Origin of the sequence: Bacillus sp. FSL R7-0166, assembly GCF_038008935.1 — a bacterium.
Taxonomy (GTDB): domain Bacteria; phylum Bacillota; class Bacilli; order Bacillales; family Bacillaceae; genus Bacillus; species Bacillus altitudinis.
The window spans coordinates 1560374-1583077 of sequence record NZ_JBBPAC010000001.1; the positions used below are offsets into that span (position 1 = coordinate 1560374).

27 protein-coding genes are annotated in these 22704 nt (G+C 41.3%); all 27 read left to right on the forward strand.

Annotation, left to right across the window (positions count from 1 at the left end):
• Nucleotides 1-12 precede the first annotated feature (12 nt).
• The 27 genes from flgG to NST01_RS08125 all read left to right on the forward strand — a co-directional run bounded on the left by flgG (nt 13) and on the right by NST01_RS08125 (nt 22681).
• Entirely contained in the window at nt 13-807 is a 795-nt protein-coding gene (flgG, locus tag NST01_RS07995; RefSeq protein ID WP_007499593.1) for a flagellar basal body rod protein FlgG, read from the forward strand.
• A 37-nt stretch (nt 808-844) separates the two neighbouring features.
• Nucleotides 845-1060, forward strand: coding sequence for a flagellar FlbD family protein (locus tag NST01_RS08000; protein ID WP_008344794.1), 216 nt, complete (start codon nt 845-847; stop codon nt 1058-1060).
• The gene (gene fliL, locus NST01_RS08005) at nt 1057-1485 is read left to right on the forward strand and encodes a flagellar basal body-associated protein FliL (protein WP_007499592.1); all 429 of its coding nucleotides are present in this window, start codon (nt 1057-1059) and stop codon (nt 1483-1485) included. Before NST01_RS08000 ends, fliL begins: the two co-directional genes overlap by 4 nt.
• A gap of 32 nt (nt 1486-1517) precedes the next feature.
• Nucleotides 1518-2516, forward strand: coding sequence for a flagellar motor switch protein FliM (fliM, locus tag NST01_RS08010; protein ID WP_008354483.1), 999 nt, complete (start codon nt 1518-1520; stop codon nt 2514-2516).
• The gene (gene fliY / locus NST01_RS08015; protein WP_007499588.1) at nt 2506-3627 is read left to right on the forward strand and encodes a flagellar motor switch phosphatase FliY; all 1122 of its coding nucleotides are present in this window, start codon (nt 2506-2508) and stop codon (nt 3625-3627) included. Before fliM ends, fliY begins: the two co-directional genes overlap by 11 nt.
• 27 nt (nt 3628-3654) lie before the next feature.
• On the forward strand, nt 3655-4017 hold the full coding sequence (locus NST01_RS08020) for a response regulator (protein WP_007499584.1): 363 nt from the start codon (nt 3655-3657) through the stop codon (nt 4015-4017).
• An 18-nt stretch (nt 4018-4035) separates the two neighbouring features.
• On the forward strand, nt 4036-4695 hold the full coding sequence (gene fliZ, locus NST01_RS08025; protein WP_046343533.1) for a flagella biosynthesis regulatory protein FliZ: 660 nt from the start codon (nt 4036-4038) through the stop codon (nt 4693-4695).
• Complete coding sequence (gene fliP, locus NST01_RS08030; protein WP_007499580.1) at nt 4688-5353, forward strand: flagellar type III secretion system pore protein FliP; 666 nt, start codon at nt 4688-4690, stop codon at nt 5351-5353. The genes fliZ and fliP overlap by 8 nt, the downstream gene beginning before the upstream one ends.
• Before the next feature lie 16 nt (nt 5354-5369).
• Nucleotides 5370-5639: a flagellar biosynthesis protein FliQ gene (gene fliQ / locus NST01_RS08035; protein ID WP_003211206.1), complete on the forward strand. Its 270-nt coding sequence runs from the start codon at nt 5370-5372 to the stop codon at nt 5637-5639.
• Nucleotides 5640-5645: 6 nt separating this feature from the next.
• Nucleotides 5646-6425: a flagellar biosynthetic protein FliR gene (gene fliR, locus NST01_RS08040; RefSeq protein WP_007499578.1), complete on the forward strand. Its 780-nt coding sequence runs from the start codon at nt 5646-5648 to the stop codon at nt 6423-6425.
• Nucleotides 6422-7510 carry a flagellar biosynthesis protein FlhB gene (gene flhB / locus NST01_RS08045; protein ID WP_007499576.1) on the forward strand — a complete coding sequence of 363 codons (1089 nt, stop codon included), beginning with the start codon at nt 6422-6424 and terminating at the stop codon, nt 7508-7510. The genes fliR and flhB overlap by 4 nt, the downstream gene beginning before the upstream one ends.
• Nucleotides 7511-7539: 29 nt before the next feature.
• A complete protein-coding gene (gene flhA / locus NST01_RS08050) occupies nt 7540-9573 on the forward strand; it encodes a flagellar biosynthesis protein FlhA (RefSeq protein WP_035392063.1) in 2034 nt (677 codons plus the stop codon).
• Entirely contained in the window at nt 9573-10691 is a 1119-nt protein-coding gene (gene flhF / locus NST01_RS08055) for a flagellar biosynthesis protein FlhF (RefSeq protein ID WP_282900366.1), read from the forward strand. Before flhA ends, flhF begins: the two co-directional genes overlap by 1 nt.
• Nucleotides 10688-11593: a MinD/ParA family protein gene (locus NST01_RS08060; protein ID WP_035392057.1), complete on the forward strand. Its 906-nt coding sequence runs from the start codon at nt 10688-10690 to the stop codon at nt 11591-11593. Before flhF ends, NST01_RS08060 begins: the two co-directional genes overlap by 4 nt.
• Entirely contained in the window at nt 11590-12672 is a 1083-nt protein-coding gene (locus tag NST01_RS08065; protein ID WP_008344775.1) for a protein-glutamate methylesterase/protein-glutamine glutaminase, read from the forward strand. Before NST01_RS08060 ends, NST01_RS08065 begins: the two co-directional genes overlap by 4 nt.
• A gap of 5 nt (nt 12673-12677) precedes the next feature.
• Nucleotides 12678-14705 carry a chemotaxis protein CheA gene (locus NST01_RS08070; RefSeq protein ID WP_007499569.1) on the forward strand — a complete coding sequence of 676 codons (2028 nt, stop codon included), beginning with the start codon at nt 12678-12680 and terminating at the stop codon, nt 14703-14705.
• A 24-nt stretch (nt 14706-14729) separates the two neighbouring features.
• Nucleotides 14730-15191: a chemotaxis protein CheW gene (locus tag NST01_RS08075; protein WP_007499568.1), complete on the forward strand. Its 462-nt coding sequence runs from the start codon at nt 14730-14732 to the stop codon at nt 15189-15191.
• A 12-nt stretch (nt 15192-15203) separates the two neighbouring features.
• On the forward strand, nt 15204-15830 hold the full coding sequence (locus NST01_RS08080; protein ID WP_007499567.1) for a chemotaxis protein CheC: 627 nt from the start codon (nt 15204-15206) through the stop codon (nt 15828-15830).
• Nucleotides 15830-16330 (forward strand): chemotaxis protein CheD, encoded by a 501-nt coding sequence (locus tag NST01_RS08085; RefSeq protein ID WP_007499566.1) that lies wholly within the window; start codon nt 15830-15832, stop codon nt 16328-16330. Before NST01_RS08080 ends, NST01_RS08085 begins: the two co-directional genes overlap by 1 nt.
• Nucleotides 16331-16354: 24 nt before the next feature.
• A complete protein-coding gene (locus tag NST01_RS08090) occupies nt 16355-17122 on the forward strand; it encodes a FliA/WhiG family RNA polymerase sigma factor (RefSeq protein WP_007499565.1) in 768 nt (255 codons plus the stop codon).
• A 21-nt stretch (nt 17123-17143) separates the two neighbouring features.
• Nucleotides 17144-17683: a hypothetical protein gene (locus NST01_RS08095; protein ID WP_048002825.1), complete on the forward strand. Its 540-nt coding sequence runs from the start codon at nt 17144-17146 to the stop codon at nt 17681-17683.
• Nucleotides 17684-17838: 155 nt separating this feature from the next.
• Complete coding sequence (gene rpsB / locus NST01_RS08100; RefSeq protein ID WP_007499561.1) at nt 17839-18573, forward strand: 30S ribosomal protein S2; 735 nt, start codon at nt 17839-17841, stop codon at nt 18571-18573.
• 91 nt (nt 18574-18664) lie between these two features.
• Complete coding sequence (tsf, locus tag NST01_RS08105) at nt 18665-19546, forward strand: translation elongation factor Ts (protein ID WP_007499558.1); 882 nt, start codon at nt 18665-18667, stop codon at nt 19544-19546.
• Between the two features lie 134 nt (nt 19547-19680).
• Nucleotides 19681-20403 (forward strand): UMP kinase, encoded by a 723-nt coding sequence (gene pyrH / locus NST01_RS08110; protein ID WP_008344767.1) that lies wholly within the window; start codon nt 19681-19683, stop codon nt 20401-20403.
• 1 nt (nt 20404) lies between these two features.
• The gene (gene frr / locus NST01_RS08115; protein ID WP_008344764.1) at nt 20405-20962 is read left to right on the forward strand and encodes a ribosome recycling factor; all 558 of its coding nucleotides are present in this window, start codon (nt 20405-20407) and stop codon (nt 20960-20962) included.
• Nucleotides 20963-21091: 129 nt separating this feature from the next.
• Complete coding sequence (locus tag NST01_RS08120; RefSeq protein WP_007499552.1) at nt 21092-21874, forward strand: isoprenyl transferase; 783 nt, start codon at nt 21092-21094, stop codon at nt 21872-21874.
• A gap of 12 nt (nt 21875-21886) precedes the next feature.
• A complete protein-coding gene (locus tag NST01_RS08125; protein ID WP_007499550.1) occupies nt 21887-22681 on the forward strand; it encodes a phosphatidate cytidylyltransferase in 795 nt (264 codons plus the stop codon).
• Nucleotides 22682-22704 lie beyond the last annotated feature (23 nt).

A 22704-nucleotide genomic window follows, 5' to 3' on the forward strand; every position in this document is an offset into this window, starting at 1 on the left:
GGAGGAAAATAAATGTTACGCTCACTTTACTCAGGAATTAGCGGAATGAAAAACTTCCAAACAAAATTAGATGTTGTAGCCAATAACGTAGCCAACGTCAATACACACGGATACAAAAAAAGCCGTATCACGTTTAAAGATATGGTCAGTCAAACCATTGCAAGTTCTGGTGGACCGACGAATAACTCTGGTTCAATCAACTCAAAACAAGTTGGATTAGGATCAGCTTTATCTTCTATTGATAAAATCATGACATCAGGTTCTTCTCAAAATACAGACGAACCATATGATTTCTATATTAATGGAGATGGATTTTTCCGTATTGAAAAGCAAGGTGAAATCCTATTTACAAGAACAGGGAACTTCAAACCTGATTCAAATGGGGATCTGATAACATCTGATGGAAACTATCTTCTTGGGATGGATGGGCAAAGAATCAACATTCCACGAGACAATGTGTCAAGTGTTAGTGTTGGGCCAGATGGGACCGTTTCTGTAGTTGAGAACAACGTTTCTCGTACTGTTGGACAAGTATCACTTGTGTCTTTCAGTAATGCAGGAGGACTAGATAAAGTTGGGGATAACTTATATCGCCAAACACTCAGTTCCGGTGCACCAAGTAATGCCATGGCTCCTGGAACTCAAGGAACAGGTGAACTTCAAACAGGTAAACTTGAAATGTCAAACGTTGATTTAACAGACGAGTTTACAGAAATGATTATCGCACAGCGTGGATTCCAATCGAATGCAAAGACGATCACAACATCTGATGAAATTCTGCAAGAACTTGTGAATCTGAAACGATAGGAGGTAGGGGGAGCGGTTTATCGCTTCTCTGCTTAATATGATTGAAGTGACAAGATTAAATGGCAAAGGATTTATGCTCAACGCTCTCCATATCGAGCAAATCGAAAGCTTTCCAGACACGACCATTACACTCGCCAATGGAAAGAAATTCGTTGTGAAAGAAGATGAAGAGCAGCTTCAGGAGAAAATCATTTCTTTCTATAGAAAAATCCAAGTCATTTCATTGAATCAAGGAATAGAGGAGTTTGAATGAAGAAGAAATTAGTCGTAGTAATGCTAATCATGATTATTGCTATCGTCGGAATTGGAGCTGGTATTGTCTTTCTGGTGAATGGGTCAGACGAAGCAAAAGCAGAAAAAGAGCCAACAGCAGATGAAGTCGTAAAAGCTTCTGTTGAAATTCCTGAGATTGTGACCAATTTAAAATCTGAAGGAAATGCGGTTAAACTTGTACTAAATATTGAAACAGATTCAGAAAAAGCCAAAGAAGAGCTTGAAAAAAGAAGCTTCCAAGTGAAAGATGCCGTGATTGACATTTTATCAGACACGAATGCAGATGAACTTGATGGCAAAAAAGGCAGAGAACATTTTAAAACACAGGTCAAAAACAAAGTGAATAACTATTTGCAAGATGGCAAGGTGAAAGAAGTTTATATAACCTCCTTTAATCTGCAATAGAGGCGATTAATTGACACGATGGAGGTGAAGAAATGTCAGGAGAAGTGCTTTCCCAGAATGAGATCGATGCATTATTATCCGCCATATCAACAGGCGAAATGGATGCAGAAGAGCTGAAAAAAGAAGAAACGACGAAAAAAGTGAAAGTGTATGACTTTAAACGTGCACTGCGCTTTTCAAAAGACCAGATTCGAAGTTTAACAAGAATTCATGATAACTTCGCTAGACTGCTTACCACACACTTTTCAGCGCAGCTAAGATCATATATTCAAATTTCTGTCAGCTCGGTTGACCAAGTGCCATATGAAGAATTTATTCGTTCGATTCCTAATATGACATTATTAAACTTATTTTACGTCAGCCCGCTTGAAGGAAGAATCATGCTTGAAGTGAACCCAACGATTGGCTATGCCATGATGGATAGGCTGATGGGTGGGATTGGCATTAGTCATAATAAGACAGAATCACTGACAGAAATCGAAACAAAGATTATCTCAAACATGTTTGAGGGAGCTTTGGAAAACTACAGAGAAGCGTGGCAGTCCATAACCGACATCGAGCCAGAAATGGCAGATTTCGAGGTAAATCCCCAGTTTGTTCAAATGGTGTCACCAAACGAAACAGTTGTCGTCATTTCTCTTAATACACAAATTGGTGAGGTAAGCGGGGTTATTAACCTCTGTATTCCTCACGTAGTATTAGAGCCTATTATTCCGAAGCTGTCTGTACACTACTGGATGCAATCGGAACGAAATGAACCGAAACAAGAAGAAACAAAGGCCATTGAAAAACGGATTATGACGGCGAAAATACCGGTAGTCGCAGAGCTTGGACAATCGGAAATGACGGTGGAAGAGTTTTTGAATTTGGAAATTGGTGATTGTATTGCCTTGGACAAACCAGTAAATGCGCCTCTTACTGTTATGGTCGGAAATAAACCGAAATTCTTGGGACAGGCCGGCCGCGTGAATCGGAAACAGGCGATTCAAATTCTAGATCACGACATAAGAGGTGAAGAAGATGGAGAATAACGGAAGTAAATTATCACAAGATGAAATCGATGCGCTCCTTAAAGGAGGCAGCAATGACGATATAGAGCCTGATACACTCCTTTCTGCAATGGAACAAGATGCCATTGGGGAAATCGGAAATATATCATTTGGAAGCTCTGCAACAGCACTTTCAACCCTATTAAGTCAAAAAGTGGAGATTACAACTCCAACTGTCACAGTGATTCAAAAAAGCAAGCTGAATGAGGAATTTCCTCATCCGTATGTCGCAATTGAAGTGAATTATACGGAAGGCTTCAGCGCTAGTAACTTGCTTGTCATCCAGCAAACCGATGCGGCAGTCATTGCGGATTTAATGATGGGCGGAGATGGAACAAATGCTGACCCGTCGTTAAGTGAAATTCACTTAAGTGCAGTACAAGAAGCGATGAACCAAATGATGGGTTCAGCAGCGACGTCCATGTCAACAGTCTTTAATAAAAAGATTGATATTTCTCCGCCTCGCGTTGAGCTGCTTGATGTGAAAGAAGGAGAAGGCACAGACCGCATTCCAGCTGAAGAGATGCTTGTCAAAGTGTCCTTTAGATTAACGATAGGTGAACTCATAGATTCAAATATTATGCAGCTTTACCCTATTACGTTTGCGAAAGATTTGATTGCAGAATTAACAGACCCAGCGGAAGAAGAGCCGGTTCAAGAAGCACCTCAGAGTGCACCTGAACCACAGCAGGCTGCTCCGCAAGCACAATCTGCTCCTATGCAGCAATCGGCACCGCCGAAAAGACAGGCGAAGCCAAAGCCGGCAGAACCTGTCAATGTGGCGCCAGTTGAATTTGAGGCATTTAGTGAGCCTCAGCATACAACAAGTCAGCTCGGTAATCTTGATATGCTGATGGATATTCCACTTTCCATTACAGTGGAGCTTGGAAGAACGCAGCGCAGTGTGAAAGAAGTACTTGAACTTTCCGCTGGAAGTATCATTGAACTGGACAAACTTGCAGGTGAGCCAGTCGACATTCTGGTCAACAAACGAATCGTCGCCAAAGGAGAAGTTGTTGTCATTGATGAGAACTTTGGTGTACGTGTGACTGACATTTTAAGTCAGTCTGAAAGACTTTCTAATTTAAAATAAACAAACATATAGGGAGAGAATAAGTAAATGGCTACTAAGGTATTAATCGTAGATGATGCAGCATTCATGAGAATGATGATTAAGGATATTCTTGTAAAAAATGGATTTGATGTAGTAGGAGAAGCAGAAAACGGCGCACAAGCTGTTGAAAAATATAAAGAAACATCTCCTGATCTAGTCACAATGGATATCACAATGCCAGAAATGGACGGGATCACAGCATTAAAAGAAATTAAACAAATCGATGCTTCTGCAAAAATCATTATGTGCTCAGCGATGGGACAACAATCAATGGTTATAGATGCCATTCAAGCAGGTGCAAAAGACTTTATCGTGAAGCCATTCCAGGCAGACCGTGTACTTGAAGCAATTAATAAAACGTTAGGCTAAAAAAGGGTGTAAGACTTGTTGAAAAAACGTTTGATATTTATAGCAATGATCAGTTTTATGCTTTTCTTGACAGCGCAGCCCGCCTCACTGTTTGCTGAAACAAAAGATCCTGAAAATGGCATGGTGAATGATTGGATCAAAGATGAGAAAGAAAGCAAAAAGGATACAGAAAAGAAAACCACTGACAATCAAACGAATCCGGCAGAAGAAGTTCCCTCTTCTTCTGTCTCCATTATGGATTTTGTCAAAATGATTGGTGCCTTACTTTTTGTCATCCTGCTCATTTACGGATTGGTGAGATTTGTTGGAAAGCAAAACCGCTTACTCAAGCCATTTCGCTATGTTGAAAATATTGGCGGAACGACGGTTGGTCAAAATCGTTCAGTTCAGCTAATCAAAGTGGGCAAACGAGTGTTAGTTGTTGGTGTAGCAGACTCAATCCATCTGCTAAAAGAAATCGATGATGAACAAGAATGCGAAGCGATTGTGAAACAATACGAAGAAGCGATGGAAAGTAAGACTGACTTACCGAAAATGATGCAAAAATTGACATCGCAAGTGAAGAAACACGATCAGCCGACCACTTCTTCTTTTTCAGCCAATTTAAAGGCGCAGCTAGCCGAATTGAAAAAGACCCAATCAGAAGTCAGAAAGAAAGGCCCGAAACAAAATGAATGAGTTTATCGATTTATTTAATTCCAGTGGCGCAGGGAATATTAGCACATCTGTCCGTCTTCTTTTATTGTTAACTGTATTTTCAGTTGCACCAGGCATTCTTATTTTAATGACCTGTTTTACACGGATTGTGATTGTTCTTTCGTTCGTCAGAACATCACTTGCAACCAACTCAATGCCGCCAAACCAAGTGCTTGTAGGACTTGCTTTGTTTCTCACATTTTTTATTATGGCACCCACGTTCTCAGAGATTAATAAAGAGGCACTCACGCCGCTTTTAAATGATGATATTACGTTAAATCAGGCCTATGAAAAAGCCGAAGTGCCAATTAAAGAGTTTATGAGTAAACATACGAGACAGAAAGACTTGGCTTTATTTCTTAGTTACGCAAAAATGGATACCCCTGAATCGATTAAAGATATTCCCTTAACGGCGATGGTACCAGCATTTGCAATTTCAGAATTAAAGACGGCATTTCAAATTGGTTTTATGATTTTTATTCCATTTTTAATTATTGACATGGTGGTCGCAAGTGTCCTGATGTCGATGGGGATGATGATGCTTCCGCCGGTTATGATATCGCTCCCTTTCAAAATATTGTTATTTGTATTAGTTGATGGATGGTATTTGATTGTTAAATCTTTGCTGCAAAGCTTTTAGAGTAGGTGCTTAAAACATGAGTTCAGAATTTGTCATTACGATGGCTGAAAGATCAGTGTATGTTGTTTTACTTGTCAGCGGGCCGCTTCTTGCGCTCGCACTAATCGTGGGACTAATTGTCAGTGTGTTTCAGGCGACAACCCAAATCCAAGAACAGACGCTTGCGTTCATTCCAAAAATTGTTGCAGTGCTCATTGGACTTGTTGTGTTTGGTCCGTGGATGCTTTCAACAATTGTGTCATTTACAACAGAGCTGTTCTCGAATTTAGATCGATTTGCAGGTTAATCAGAGATGTCAATCATAGAATTATTTCCTGCCTTTCTTCTCGTTTTCATTCGGATCACCGCTTTTTTTGTGACAGTGCCGCTATTAGCGCATCGAACGATACCAGCAGTTCACAGAGTTGGTTTTTCACTGTTTTTGGCTGTCATTAGTTTTAGCACCATTAAAGAACCGCCAGCACTCGATATCGACGGTCTTTACATGATGCTTGCCGTGAAAGAAGCAATGGTCGGACTTCTTCTTGGACTGATTGCATATATCATGGTGTCCGCAGTTCAAATTGCCGGCTCATTCATCGATTTTCAAATGGGTTTTGCGATCGCCAATATTATTGATCCACAAACAGGGGCGCAAACGCCGCTGATGGGGCAGTTTTTTTATACGGTGACCTTGCTGCTGATGCTGGCAACAAATGCACATCATTTGCTGCTTGATGGAATCTATTACAGTTTTCAATATATTCAAGTTGATCAGTATGCACTGAACTTCGGTAGTGAATCCTTTGCTTACTTTATTGCAAAGAGCTTCAACCAAATGTTCATCATAGCCTTTCAAATCTCAGCACCTGTTGTGGCTAGTTTGTTTTTAGTCGATTTGGCATTAGGAATTGTGGCACGTACAGTTCCGCAAATGAACGTATTTGTCGTTGGACTTCCCATTAAAATGGGCGTGAGTTTTATTATGATCATCATTTGTATGGGTGTCATCTTCGGGGTCGTCCAAAATACATTTGAAACGATTGTGCTCACCATGAGGAATTTCTTAGCATTGGTCGGTGGTTCGTCATGACGACAAGACTTAGACTCGACTTGCAATTTTTCGCAGGTGAAAAAACAGAAAAAGCAACACCGAAAAAGAGACGGGATTCACGTAAAAAAGGGCAGGTTGCCAAAAGTACCGACGTCAATACAGCCATCTCATTTCTACTAATCTTTTTATCATTCTTTTTTATTGGGCCTTTTATGAAAGAGCGTATTATTGCGCTCATTGAACGTTTTTATTCAACAACGATGCTAATGAAGGTTAGCACATCTAATATTCACCAGTTATTCTTGGAATTGCTTCAAGAGACAGGTCTCCTCCTCATGCCAATTCTTGGTGTTGGGATGCTGGCAGGGATCATCAGTAACTATTTACAAGTTGGATTTCTCTTTTCAACTGAAGTGATCAAGCCCAAATTAGAAAAGCTTGATCCAATCAAAGGGTTTAAACGAATATACAGTATTCGAGCACTCGTTGAGCTATTAAAATCCATTTTAAAAATTGGTTTTGTTGGTTTTGCGACATTTATCGCTCTATGGATGCACTTTGACGAAATCTTGCGGCTCCCTCTACTCACTGCAGAGGAAACCCTTCATTTCGTGGCAAATATGACCTTGATTATGGGGCTATATGCAGCAGGTGCTCTTCTGATCTTAGCCGGGCTTGACTACATGTATCAGAAATTTGATTATGAAAAAAACTTACGGATGTCTAAACAAGACATCAAAGATGAGTATAAAAAATCAGAGGGTGACCCGCTCATAAAATCAAAAATTAAACAGCGGCAAAGGGAAATGGCCATGAGACGGATGATGCAGGAAGTCCCAAAAGCGGACGTCATCATTACAAACCCGACCCACTACGCAATTGCCTTGAAATATGACGAAGAAAAGATGGACGCGCCGTTTGTTGTGGCAAAGGGAACAGATATTTTGGCTTTGAAAATTAGAACAATTGCGAAAGAACACGATGTCATGACTGTAGAGAACCGGCCGCTCGCCCGTGCTCTCTATGATCAAGTGGATATCAACCAAGCGGTGCCGGAAGAATATTTTAAGGCGATCGCAGAAATTTTGGCTTACGTATATAAAACGAAACAAAAGATTTTATGAATTTTTGGTTTTAAAAGGAGAGAACAGGCATGTCAGCAAGAGATTTATCTGTTTTATTCAGTGTTATTTTAATCGTGGCGATGCTGGTCATACCGTTTCCGCCCGTCCTATTAAGTATTTTAATTATTATTAATATTTCTCTTGCGCTTATCGTGCTTCTCACCACAATGAACATGCAAGAACCACTGCAATTTTCCATTTTTCCATCGTTACTTTTGCTCTTAACACTGTTTCGTTTAGGGCTTAACATCTCTACAACCCGTTCTATTTTATCAACTGGAGATGCTGGTAAGGTTGTAGAAACGTTTGGATCATTTGTTGTTGGGGGCAATATACTCGTTGGTCTGGTTGTCTTCCTTATTCTGATCATCATTCAGTTTATTGTCATCACCAAAGGGGCGGAGCGTGTATCAGAGGTTGCGGCCAGATTTACACTCGACGCGATGCCAGGTAAACAAATGAGTATTGACGCAGATTTGAATGCAGGAATGCTGACAGAAAGTGAAGCTAGAAACCGCCGTGAAAAAGTAGCAAGAGAAGCAGACTTTTATGGTGCGATGGATGGTGCAAGTAAGTTCGTTAAAGGGGATGCCATCGCAGGTATTATCATCGTTATTATCAATATTATTTTTGGCATCATTATTGGGATGATTCAGCAAGGAATGTCGATTCAAGAATCAGCTTCCCACTTTACTCTTTTAACAGTAGGGGACGGAATTGTGTCGCAAATCCCTGCACTTCTCATCTCAACAGCGACAGGGATTGTTGTCACGAGAGCGGCTTCTAACGGAAACCTTGGTTCAGACATTACGGGTCAGCTCTTTGCCTTCCCTGCCATGCTTTACGTCACAGCAGGTACGATCTTCCTGCTTGGATTGTTTACGCCAATTGGCGTACTTTTGACAGGGCCGATCGCAGGTTTACTTGCACTCGGTGCGTACATGATGTCGAAAAACAAACAGGATCAAGAAGAGATTGAAGAAGTACTGGAAGAACAGGCAGAGGTAGAAGAGATGAAAAGTCCAGAAAGCGTCATTCATCTCCTGCAAATGGATGCCATTGAATTTGAATTTGGCTACGGGTTGATCCCGCTTGCAGATGCCAATCAAGGCGGAGACCTGCTAGACCGAATTGTCATGATCAGAAGGCAGCTTGCTCTTGAACTAGGTCTTGTTATTCCAGTTGTCCGTATTCGAGACAACATTGCGCTGAACCCGAACGAATACAGGCTCAAAATAAAAGGGAACGAAGTGGCAAAAGGAGAGCTGCTGCTCGATCATTACTTAGCGATGTCTCCAACGCCTGATGATGATCCGATTGAAGGAATTGAAACAATCGAACCATCCTTTGGCCTGCCGGCAAAATGGATATCAGAAGCAGAAAAAGATCAGGCTGAAATGCTTGGGTATACAGTGGTCGATCCAGCATCTGTTGTGTCTACCCACATCACAGAGAAGATTAGACAAAACACCCATGAACTGCTTGGACGCCAAGAAACGAAGCAATTAATCGATCATCTGAAAGAAAGTTATCCAGTTCTAGTAGATGAGGTAACACCGAATCCACTAGCGGTCGGGGATATCCAAAAAGTACTTGCAAAGCTTCTGAAAGAAAAGGTCTCCATTCGAAACCTTGTGACCATTTTTGAGACCCTTGCAGACTACGGAAAATTAACGACTGATACAGACTTGCTAACAGAGTATGTTAGACAGGCACTTGCAAGACAGATTACTGCACAGTATGCAAGAGAAAATGAATCACTGAAAGTCGTGACATGCTCAGGCCGAGTCGAAAAGGTGATTGCAGACAGCGTGCAGCAAACAGAGCATGGGAACTACTTATCGTTAGATCCAGAATCCTCTGAAAGTGTGATTCAATCAGTGGCGAGAGAAATTGAACAGCTTTCGCTTCGTCAGGAAACGCCGGTTCTATTATGCTCACCTCCTATAAGAATGTACGTCAAACAGTTGTTAGAAAGATATTTCCCAGATTTACCGGTACTATCTTATAACGAACTAGAAGCAAATGTGGAAGTACAGAGCATCGGAGTGGTGGATATCTAATGAAAATGAAAAAAATCACAGCGAATTCTATGCAGGAGGCAACGATCCAAATCAGGCAGCAGCTTGGGAAGGATGCCGTCATATTAAATTCGAAAACCGTTGTCAAACGAAAGCTGTTCGGTTTAAAGAAACAGCAAATGGTCGAAGTGATTGCAGTGCTGGATCAAGATTTTGAAGAAAGAGCCGGCAAAGGATTACAACCAGCAGCTGCGCCTATCCCGGTGTTACCGAAAAAGGAGCAGACTCAACACCTTACACAAGAGCTGCCGGCTGCTGCTCAAGCAGTCAAAGCAGCGCCTTCTCATTCTCAGCCTATAGAATATGCAAGAAACGAACGCCATGCCGGGATCTTGCCGGATTCTCTCATGAAAATGGATCAAAAGCTAAAGGATCAAGGTCTTGATGATGAGATTCGAGATGAATGCTTAAAGGGTCTTTTAACAAAGGGTGCTGTGAAAGAAGAGCAGATTGAAAAAGAACTTGAAAAATTACTCACAGGGATGCTGCCGGCTCACACTTCTGATGAGCCGATGATTCGTTCGAAATACATTGTGCTGTTTGGTTCAACTGGTGCTGGTAAAACGACAACGATTGCAAAGCTGGCTGCGAAAACGGCTATTCAGCAGCAAAAGAAAATTGCTTTTATCACAACAGATACGTACCGGATTGCAGCGATTGAACAACTAAAAACATATGCTGAACTGCTGAATGCACCTCTTGAGGTTTGTTATTCAAGAGAGGACTTTGTGAAAGCACAGAAGACCTTTAAAGACTATGATCATATTTTCATCGATACAGCAGGCCGTAACTTTAAAGAAGAGGCGTACATCAAAGAGCTGACAGATATCATTCCATTTGATGAAAGCATTCAAAGTTTTCTTGTCATGAGTGCGACATCGAAATATCAAGATATGAAAGCCATGGTCAAACGTTTTGAACACGTTCCAATCGATCAATTTATTTTCACAAAAGTTGATGAAACAGACACGATGGGAACGATCTTTCAAATCATTGCAGAATCTCAAATCGGGCTCGGGTTTTTAACAAATGGTCAAAATGTGCCTGAGGATATTCTTGAGAGTTCCCCCCTTGATTTGACAAGGATGGTCTTACAATGATGAAGCCTGACCAAGCCGAAGGTTTAAGAAAGCTTGTTCAGCAGAACCAACTGATTGTACCGAACTCTCTTCGTGCGAATGGACAAGCGAAAACCATTGCTGTCATGAGCGGTAAAGGCGGAGTAGGTAAATCGAATTTGACGCTGAATATGGCACTGTCTATCGCAAGTACGGGCAAGCAAGTGCTCATCATCGACCTCGACTTTGGCATGGGGAATATTGATATTTTACTAGGGAAAACATCGACCAGCTCTATATTAGACGTGCTTGTTAGGAAAAAATCCTTCCAAGCGGCTATGACAAAAGGAACGGACAATCTGTATTACATTTCTGGCGGAAGCGGGCTTGAACAGCTGTTTTCTTTAGACAAAGATCAATGGTCGTTCTTTTTAGAAGAGATGGAGAAAATATTGAATGACTTTGATTGTATATTCTTTGATATGGGTGCAGGCTTGTCAAAAGATCAACTCCCTTTTGTCTTATCGGCAGGAGAAGTGGTTGTTGTGACAACGCCAGAACCAACATCCATCATGGATGCCTACAGCGCAATTAAGCACTTAGCCATTCATCAGTTTGAACAGTCTGTTCAAATCATTGTCAACCGGTGTAAAACCCCTTCGGAAGGATCTGAAACGTACCGGAAATTAGCAGGAGTGGTGACGTCCTTTCTACACCGAAAGCTTGTATTTGCTGGTGCGGTACCTGATGATCCTGCTGTTCCTAAAGCAGTCACTGAACAAATGCCATTTTATATGAAGCAGCCTCATTCAAGGCTAAGTAAAACCATTAAAATGCTGGCTGAAACACTTTATCATCAGCAGATAAGAGAGGCACAGAGAGAGCAGCATACGTTTATAGATAAGTTGTCCTCTTTTTTTAAAAGGAGGAAGGTGGACTCATGATTAGAGTGCTTGTAGTAGATGACTCGGCTTTTATGAGAAAACTCATCAGTGATTTCCTAAGTGCCGAGCAAGAAATTGAAGTCGTCGGAACGGCGCGAAATGGAGAAGATGCCTTAAAGCGGATTAAGGAATTGAATCCAGATGTTGTCACACTTGATGTGGAAATGCCTGTTCTAAATGGAACAGAAGCATTAAAACAAATTCTGGCTGAACACGACCTTGCTGTGATTATGGTGTCAAGCCAGACGAAGCAAGGGAAGGAATTAACCATCCATTGCTTAGAACTCGGTGCTTTTGACTTTGTGACAAAGCCTTCAGGAAGTATTTCGCTCGATTTACACAAAGTAAGAGGTCAAATTGTAGAGCGGGTACTTGCGGCAGGCCTGTCCAGAAAACGTACTGAGAAACAAGTTTCTCCTAAGCCGTTCATGAAGCCGCCAAGTCCAATTCCAGCGGCCGCTCCCCGCCTGCAAGAAGTAAGAAGCGGCTCATCACTCCGAAAGATTATTTCAATCGGAACTTCTACGGGAGGGCCTAGGGCGCTTCAACGAGTCGTCACGAAGCTGCCAAAAGACATAGAGGCGCCGATTTTGATTGTGCAGCATATGCCGGCAGGATTTACGGCATCGCTGGCTACTAGATTAGATCATTTATCACAAATTACGATCAAAGAAGCTCAAGATGGAGACATCGCTAAAAATGGAGTGGCTTACATAGCTCCTGGTGGATTGAATATGTCACTTCATGAACAAGGGGCAGCTTTAGTGATCAGGCTGTCCCCAGAAGACACTGACAGCCGTCACAAACCTTCTGTTAACTATTTATTTGAATCCATCAGCAACATAAAAGGTTACGAGAAAATCGCTGTCATTATGACAGGAATGGGTAGTGACGGCACAGAAGGTGTCAAAAAAATGGTCGCAAGCGGTCATACAAAAGTCATTGCAGAAAAAGAAGAATCATGTGTTGTTTTCGGAATGCCTAAATCAGTCATTAAAGCAGGCCTTGCACATGAAACAAGGCATGTGGATGACATCGCACATGCAATTATAAGCTCCATGAAAAAAGAGAGGGCGTGAACACGTTGGATGTAAACCAATACTTAGATATCTTTTTAGATGAAAGCAGAGAACACTTACAAACTTGTAATGAAAAACTTCTTGAATTAGAAAAGAACCCAACAGACTTGCAGCTAGTGAATGATATATTCAGAGCCGCTCATACACTGAAAGGCATGAGTGCAACGATGGGCTTTGATGATATGGCTCAATTAACACATCATTTAGAAAACATGTTTGATGCCATCAGAAACGAACAAATGATTGTCACTCCTGAATCAATGGATACGATGTTTGAAGCACTCGATCACCTTGAAGCAATGGTTCAATCGATTGCAGAGGGCGGGGATGGAAAACGTGATGTCACGGAGATTAGTAAAAAACTAGATGTGACAGGAAGCCATGCAGAAACAGCATCTGCCGTTGAGACTGCTGAAGCATCATCAGCTGCAAGCGACCTAGACTATAACGAATTTGAACGAACAGTTCTTGATGAAGCGAGAGAACAAGGCTTTAAATGTTATGAGCTGAACGTGACATTAAGTGACGCATGCTTATTAAAAGCCGTTCGTGTCTATATGATTTTTGAAAGACTGAACGAAGCAGGAGAAGTTGTCAAAACGGTTCCGAATGCAGAACTTTTAGAATCAGAAGATTTTGAATCTGAATTCAGCATTTCTTACTTATCGAAACAGCCGATGGAAGAAGTGAAAAAAATCGTGACAGCGATCTCAGAGGTTGAACAAGTGGAGATTTCTGAAGTCTCTGCCTTTGAAGAAGCGGCTCCGGCTGAAACAAAAGCAGAGAAACCTGAGCAGAAAAATGAAGAAGCCGCAGCGCCTGCTGCTAAAGCGCCAGCAAACGATGCGCCAAAAGCAAATGGCAATAACGGTGCAGCTGCCGGCGGAACGAAAACGATCCGTGTCAACATTGATCGTCTAGATTCACTTATGAACCTGTTTGAAGAGCTTGTCATTGATAGAGGGCGTTTAGAACAGATTGCCAAAGAACTTGAAAACAACGAACTCACGGATACAGTGGAAAGAATGTCCCGTATTTCTGGAGACCTGCAATCGATCATCTTAAACATGAGAATGGTGCCTGTAGAAACGGTGTTTAACAGATTCCCACGTATGATTCGTCAATTGACGAAAGAGCTCAATAAGAAAATTGAACTGATCATTGAAGGTGCTGAGACAGAGCTTGATCGAACAGTGATCGATGAAATTGGCGATCCGCTCTTACACTTACTTAGAAACAGTCTCGATCACGGGATTGAATCACCAGAAGAACGTGTGAAAAAAGGCAAACCAGAAAAAGGAACTGTTCTTTTAAAAGCATATCATAGCGGAAACCATGTCTTCATTGAAGTCGAAGATGATGGCGGCGGAATTAACCGTAAAAAGGTCCTTGAAAAAGCATTAGAGCGCGGAGTTATTACAGAAAGAGAAGCGGAAACGCTTGAAGATCACCAAATTGATTCATTGATCTTTGCAGCAGGGTTCTCTACAGCTGATACGATTTCTGATATCTCGGGCCGAGGTGTAGGTCTTGACGTTGTGAAAAACAAGCTGGAATCATTAGGTGGTTCTGTGAGTATTAACTCAACAGAAGGTCAAGGCTCACTGTTCTCAATTCAGCTTCCACTCACATTATCGATCATTTCCGTACTTCTTGTGAAACTAGAGGAAGAAACATTTGCTATTCCGATTTCTTCTATTATAGAAACGGCTGTCATTAAGAAGAGTGACATCCTTCAAACGCATGATCGTGAAGTCATTGATTTCCGTGGATTTATCGTACCGGTTGTGTACTTGAAGAAACAGTTCAACGTACCAAATGCGAATGATTTAGAAGAAGAACTGCACATTATTGTTGTCCGTAAAGGAGACAAGCTAACAGCATTTGTGGTCGATTCGTTTATCGGTCAGCAAGAGGTTGTATTGAAATCACTTGGAGATTACCTACCAAACGTATTTGCGATATCAGGCGCAACAATCTTAGGTGACGGTCAGGTTGCACTCATCGTTGACTGTAATGCACTGATTAAGTAAAAAACAATAGAGGAGCGGTCTGAAATGAGTACAGATATCAAAACTGGCGAAAAGATGATTGTGTTTATCGTAAACAAAAAAGAATACGCCATTTCAGTATCAGAAGTAAAGTCCATTGAAAAATGGCAGCAGCCGACAAGAGTTCCTGGCGTTGCCCCTTATATATGCGGTGTCATTAATCTACGTGGTGTCGTGACACCTGTCATTGACCTTAGAGTGAGACTTGGATCAACTGACAACGAGATTACAGACGAAACAAGAATGATTATTGTACAAGTTGGTGACATTGAAGTCGGCTGGATTGTTGATGAAGCAAATGATGTCATTACTGTTCATCAGGAAGAGGTAGAATCTTCTACTGATACAGCTGAAAAAGAAGGACTGTCATGGGTGACAGGTATTATTAAGCATGATCAGCGTCTATTCAATATCATTCATGCTGGTGCGGTCCTCGACAAGAGCGTGCAAGATGCACCTGTTCATTAAGGGGGATGTGAGATGAGCATTTTCAATGAAATTAAAGATGAACAGCTAGATATATTAAGTGAGGTTGGGAATATCGGAGCAGGCCATGCAGCGTCTGCTCTTGCCAGCCTATTGAATCGCAAAATTGATATGGCTGTTCCTTTTGTCAAAGTTCTCTCGTTTGAAGATTTAATGGATTTCTTTGGTGGAGCAGACCTTCCAGTTGCCAGTATCTTTTTGCGAATGGAGGGTGATCTTACCGGTTCAATCTTTTTCATTATGCCGTTTGAACAAGCTGAACAATTTGTAAGAGAGCTTGTTCAGGACCCAGCATTTGATATTGATACGATTCATGAACACATGCTAGGAACATCAGCGCTTCATGAGTTAGGAAATATTTTAGCAGGCTCTTATTTATCAGCACTTGCCGATTTAACAAAACTGCAGCTTCACCCAAGTGTTCCAGATGTCACGCTCGACATGTTTGGGGCTGTCATTAGTGAAGGATTAATGCAGTTTAGCCCTCTCGGCGATCAGGCGATTGTGATTGATACATCTATTTTTGATGATCAAAATCAGCAAGAGCTGAAAGGAAATATGTTTCTATTACCAGACTTTGAATCGTTTGAAAAACTGTTCAAAGCATTAGGTAACCTATAATGAACGTGCAGATTCCGGCAGTTGTAAAGGTTGGTATAGCGGATGTTCAGCTTGTGAAAACACCGGACCGTATTCGGACATCCGGTCTCGGTTCTTGCGTAGGACTTGTCCTTTTTGACCAAGAAAAAAAACTGGCAGGACTTGTCCATGTCATGCTTCCAGACTCCTCTCTTTCAAAAGGAGCGGTAGAGAACTTGGCTAAGTATGCAGATACAGGTGTCAAGCATACAATTGATCTGCTCTTAAAAGAAGGAGCGCGCAAACATGCGCTAAAAGCGAAGCTTGCCGGCGGCGCAGAAATGTTTAAATTTAAGTCAACCAATGATCTGATGAGAATTGGACCTAGAAATGTATCAGCTGTGAAAGAACATCTGTCTCTTCATCATATCCCGATCATTAGTGAGGACACGGGCGGAAACAATGGACGCACGATTGAATTCGATCCGCTTACAACAGAACTTGAGATCCGCACTGTGAAACAAGGCATTATGAAGATATAACTAAGGAAGTATAGGGGGAGAAAGATGCAATCCTTAAATTACGAAGATCAGGCGCTATGGGCTAGATGGAAAGAGTGGAAGGACCCAGCTGCTGGAGATGATCTTATGCGCCGCTATATGCCGCTCGTCACATATCATGTTGGAAGAATTTCCATCGGTCTCCCGAAGTCAGTGCACAAAGAAGACTTGATCAGTCTAGGGATGCTCGGTTTATATGATGCCCTTGAAAAATTTGACCCCGGAAGAGATCTGAAGTTTGATACATATGCATCCTTCAGAATTCGCGGGGCCATCATCGACGGTCTTCGTAAAGAGGACTGGCTGCCTCGTACATCAAGAGAAAAAACAAAAAAAGTAGAAGCGGCAATTGAAAAGCTTGAACAGCGATATTTGCGAAATGTGACACCAACAGAGGTTGCTGAAGAACTCGGCATGAGTGAACAAGATGTGGTCACAACGATGAATGAAGGGTTCTTTGCGAATTTGCTCTCGATTGATGAGAAGCTGCATGATCAAGAAGACGGAGAAAACGTTCAAGTCATGATTCGCGACGAAAAGACTGTGACACCTGAAGAAAAAATGCTGAAAGATGAATTAATTGAACAGCTTGCCGAAAAAATGACAGAGCTTTCGGAAAAAGAAAAGCTTGTGATTAGTCTTTTCTATAAAGAGGAATTGACGTTAACGGAAATTGGTCAAGTGCTTAATTTATCGACCTCCCGCATTTCGCAAATTCATTCAAAGGCATTGTTCAAGCTTAAGCATCTGCTTGATAAAGCCATTCAATCTTAAAGAGTTAGTGAGTGAAAAAATATGCTATGGCTGATTAGCTTTATGCTTCATGCTGCACTTATTTATTTTGTGATCATTTTATACACGAGAATGAATTCGCTGAAGGCAACAGAACAAAAGCAGCGAGAGCTTTTAGAAGAAACGGAAAATACCCTGGCTGCATTTTTGATGGAAGTCAAAGAAGAGAATGAAAAACTATCAAAAGCTGCAGCCACTTCCCCTGATTTTTCTGCTGAAGAGCTGAAATCGGATCTTCAGACACCAAAGCAGCCACAACCACCAATTGAATCCCTGCATTCGGTAGAAAGTGAAGATCCAGTTCCAGAGCACCTGTCGGCTCTCCTTAGCGAAGTTGAGGTGCAGGAAGAGAAGGTAAACGAACCCGTTTCAAGTCTCGAAACAGAAGCTTCTGCGCCTTCTGAAAGTGAAATAGAAGAAACATTTGAGGATCAAGTAAAGGCCTTATATGATCAAGGGCTATCATTAGAAGAAATAGCGAAAGAATTAAAAACGGGCAAGACAGAAATCGAGCTTTTATTAAAATTTAGCGGAAAGCTGTAAAGGATTCTTGATTGTCAGTCCATCATGTGTTATATTATTTCTTGGTGTTAAATACACACGCTTAATGATTCGTATGAAGGTGCTGCCGTGGCGCAGTTTTATGTGAACATGACTTAAGCGGAGGAAAAAAAACCATTATATTAGGAGGCAACAACATGTCAGTTATTTCTATGAAACAATTGCTAGAAGCTGGTGTTCACTTCGGTCACCAAACACGCCGTTGGAACCCAAAAATGAAGCGTTACATCTTTACAGAGCGTAACGGTATCTACATCATCGATCTTCAAAAAACGGTGAAAAAAGTAGAGGAAGCTTACAACTTCACGAAAAACCTTGCTGCTGATGGAGGAAAAATCCTTTTCGTTGGTACGAAAAAGCAAGCACAAGATTCAGTGAAAGAAGAAGCAATCCGTTCTGGTATGTTCTATGTAAACCAACGCTGGCTTGGTGGAACGTTAACAAACTTTGAAACAATCCAAAAACGTATCAAACGTTTAAAAGATATTGAAAAAATGCAAGAAAACGGTACGTTCGAAGTTCTTCCTAAGAAAGAAGTCGTTCAACTGAAAAAAGAATTAGAACGTCTTGAAAAATTCCTAGGCGGAATCAAAGACATGAAGGGTCTTCCAGATGCACTTTTCATTATCGACCCTCGTAAAGAGCGTATTGCAGTTGCAGAAGCTCGTAAATTGAATATCCCAATTATCGGTATCGTTGACACAAACTGTGATCCAGACGAAATTGATGTTGTGATCCCTGCAAACGATGATGCAATCCGTGCTGTAAAACTTCTAACTGCTAAAATGGCAGATGCGATTCTTGAGTCTAAACAAGGCGAAGAAGAAGCTGTTGTAGAAGAAACGACAGAAACTGAAACAACAACTGCGTAACCTATTCAAAAGGTGATAAGAGGGAACTGCCTTTTATCACCTTTTTTTCACCTAGTAATCCGTGTTTTAACATAGAAGGAGGAAATGTAAAATGGCAATTACTGCTCAATTAGTAAAAGAACTGCGTCAAAAAACTGGTGCAGGTATGATGGACTGTAAAAAAGCGTTAACAGAAACTGATGGTGACATCGATAAAGCAATCGATCTTCTAAGAGAAAAAGGGATCGCAAAAGCTGCGAAAAAAGCAGACCGTATTGCGGCAGAAGGATTAACTCTTATTAAAACTGACGGCAACACTGGCGTTATCCTAGAAGTGAACTCTGAGACTGATTTCGTTGCGAAAAACGAAGGATTCCAAAATCTTCTTAACGAACTTGCTGATCATTTACTTGCTGCGAAACCTGCAACAATTGAAGAAGCACATGCTTCTAAAATGGAAAATGGTTCAACAGTTGAAGAACATATTACTTCTGCAATTGCGAAAATCGGAGAAAAAATTACGCTGCGCCGTTTCTCAGTCATCACAAAAGAAGATAACGCTGCATTCGGTTCTTACTTACACATGGGCGGACGCATCGGTGTATTAGCGGTTCTTAACGGAACAACTGATGAAGAGCTTGCGAGAGACATCGCAATGCACGTTGCTGCTGTAAACCCTAAATACATTTCTCGTGACCAAGTGTCTGAAGAAGAAGCAAACCGTGAGCGTGAAGTATTAACACAACAAGCGCTTCAAGAAGGAAAGCCTGAAAATATCGTTGCTAAAATGGTAGAAGGCCGTCTAAACAAATTCTTCGAAGAAATTTGCTTACTTGACCAAGCATTCGTTAAAAACCCAGATGAAAAAGTGAAACAAGTTGTAGGTGCGAAAAACGCAACTGTTCAAACTTATGTTCGCTATGAAGTGGGCGAAGGTATCGAAAAGCGTCAAGACAACTTTGCTGAAGAAGTTATGAGCCAAGTGAAAAAATAATGTTTGAAAAGCTCTCTGGGGCTTTTTTAGGGAGCACAAGCACTGTGTTCCCTATTTTTTAGAGGATATTGATTTACAAAAGGCGGTTTCTTACGCATAATAAGAGACGGTATAGTTTACACTTGGAGGTTATCATGAGCAAACCGAAATATAATCGCATTGTACTGAAGCTAAGTGGAGAAGCACTAGCTGGTGATGCTGGAAATGGAATTAACCCAACTGTCATTCAATCAATTGCAAAGCAAGTAAAAGAAATTGCAGAACTTGATGTTGAAGTTGCAGTCGTTGTAGGTGGAGGAAACCTTTGGCGTGGTAAGACAGGCAGTGACTTAGGAATGGACCGGGCAACAGCAGACTATATGGGGATGCTTGCAACAGTGATGAATTCATTGGCATTACAAGACAGCCTAGAAACGCTTGGTATTCAGTCTAGAGTACAAACCTCTATCGAAATGAGACAGGTTGCAGAGCCATACATAAGAAGAAAAGCGATCCGTCACCTTGAGAAGAAACGTGTCGTGATTTTTGCTGCAGGTACTGGTAACCCTTATTTCTCTACTGATACAACAGCAGCACTTCGTGCAGCTGAAATTGAAGCAGATGTCATTTTAATGGCGAAAAACAATGTAGACGGTGTCTACAGTGCTGATCCTCGTACAGATGCGGATGCAGTAAAATATGATAAGCTTTCATATCTTGATGTACTAAAAGAAGGGCTTGCTGTAATGGATTCTACTGCGTCCTCATTATGTATGGACAATGACATTCCATTAATCGTCTTCTCTATTATGGAAGAAGGAAATATTAAACGTGCCGTCAATGGCGAATCAATCGGAACGATCGTGAGGGGGAAATAACGTGTCAAAAGAAGTGTTGAACCAAACAAAAGAAAAAATGGAAAAAGCCGTTCAAGCATACGGACGTGAACTAGCAACTGTCCGTGCGGGCAGAGCTAATGCTTCCCTTTTAGACAAAGTAACAGTGGATTACTATGGTGCGCAAACACCACTAAACCAAATTGCGTCAATTACAGTGCCAGAAGCACGTATGCTGATTATCACACCTTACGATAAAACAGCGATCGGTGATATCGAAAAGGCGATCCAAAAGTCTGATCTTGGTATCACACCAACAAGTGACGGAAACGTGATCCGTATTGCGATCCCAGCACTAACAGAAGAAAGACGTAAAGAACTTGTAAAAGTTGTGAGAAAATACTCAGAAGAAGCAAAAGTAGCTGTTCGTAACGTTCGTCGTGATGCAAACGATGAATTGAAAAAGCTAGAGAAAAATGGGGAGATCACTGAAGATGAATTAAGATCATCTACAGAGGATGTTCAAAAATTGACAGATGAATATGTCGCTAAAATTGATGAAGTGACAAAAGATAAAGAAAAAGAAATCATGGAAGTTTAAGAAAAAACTATGTACAATAGATAATAGTGAAAAGACCCTCTTCATGTTTACAGGGGGTTTTTTTGTTAATACTGTTGAGGACTATATTATTAGCGGGAACGCAACCTTTTTGGGTGATGGAGGAATCTCATGCTCAATATACTCAAAAATTGGAAGAATCAGCAAACAGCAGCTTCCAACTTAGAAAGCCTGACAAAAGAAGACATATTAAATGGAGAAATTCCTGAACATATCGCCATTATCATGGATGGGAATGGAAGATGGGCGAAGAAACGTGCGCTTCCACGGGTAGCAGGACATCATGAAGGAATGAAAGTTGTCAAGCGCATGACCAAGCTTGCAAATGAGCTGAATGTCAAAGTGCTGACTTTGTATGCTTTCTCTACAGAAAATTGGAAACGTCCAAAACTAGAAGTAGACTTTTTAATGAAGCTTCCTGAAGAGTTTCTAAACATCTATCTGCCTGAACTCATCGAGGAAAATGTCCGTGTACGTTTAACAGGTGATCCAGACGGCCTCCCGCAACATACAAAAAAAGCGGTAGAGAACGCAGTGAAGAGTACGGCGAATAATGACGGACTCATTTTAAATTTTGCGCTCAATTATGGAGGACGGACAGAAATTATTTCTGCATGCAGACAAATTTCTGAAAAAGTCAAAGAAGGCAAGCTTCGAGCAGAAGACATCACAGAAGAGATGTTTTCAGCTTATTTAATGACAGAATCTCTTCAAGATCCGGATTTGCTTATTCGCACGAGTGGAGAAATTAGATTAAGCAACTTTATGCTTTGGCAAATTGCATACAGCGAGTTTGTCTTTACGGATGTGCTTTGGCCTGACTTTTCTGATGAGCATCTCATAGGCGCTATCGGAGAGTACCAGCGCCGCGGCCGGAGGTTCGGTGGAATTTAGAGGGTGGTGCAGATGAAACAAAGAATTTTGACGGGTGTTCTGGCAGCTGCAGTGTTTTTACTTGCAGTGATTTATGGACAAATGCCATTTACCCTGCTGATTTATTTAATGGGAAGTGTCGCTCTCTTTGAGCTTCTTAGAATGAAAAAGATTTCGATTTTCAGCTTTCCTGGCATTGTCAGCTTAATATTGCTTTGGCTTTTAATGGGCGGAGAAAATAGCTTCTTCCCGAACGTAGACGCATCAAAAATGCAGATTGCTTTATTTGCAGTCTTAATCCTTTTAACTTATACAGTTCTGAGCAAAAACTCTTTCACATTCGATGAGGTTGCTTTTGTTATATTAGCCACATTATATATTGGCGTTAGTTTCTATTATTTTATTCAAATTAGAGGCTTGTATGGCATGAGTGCGATCTTCTTCGCAGCGGTGATTATTTGGTCCACTGACTCAGGTGCCTATTTTATTGGGAAATCTATGGGGAAACGAAAGCTTTGGCCAGAGATCAGCCCAAACAAAACAGTAGAAGGATTTATCGGCGGAATCGTCACAGCGGTTGTGCTGTCACTTGTGTTCCAGGCGGTTACAGGATTTTTGCCATCATATCTGCTTGTTATGTTTATTACTCTTTTGCTCAGTATTTTTGGACAGCTTGGCGACCTTGTGGAATCTGCTTTAAAGCGTCATTACCATGTGAAGGATTCAGGGACAATACTCCCAGGTCATGGCGGAATTTTGGACAGGTTTGACAGCTTTTTATTCGTTCTGCCGTTTTTATATTTATTGCTGGCCACGTTTGCTAGCTAACCTCATAGAAACTAATTGAACGA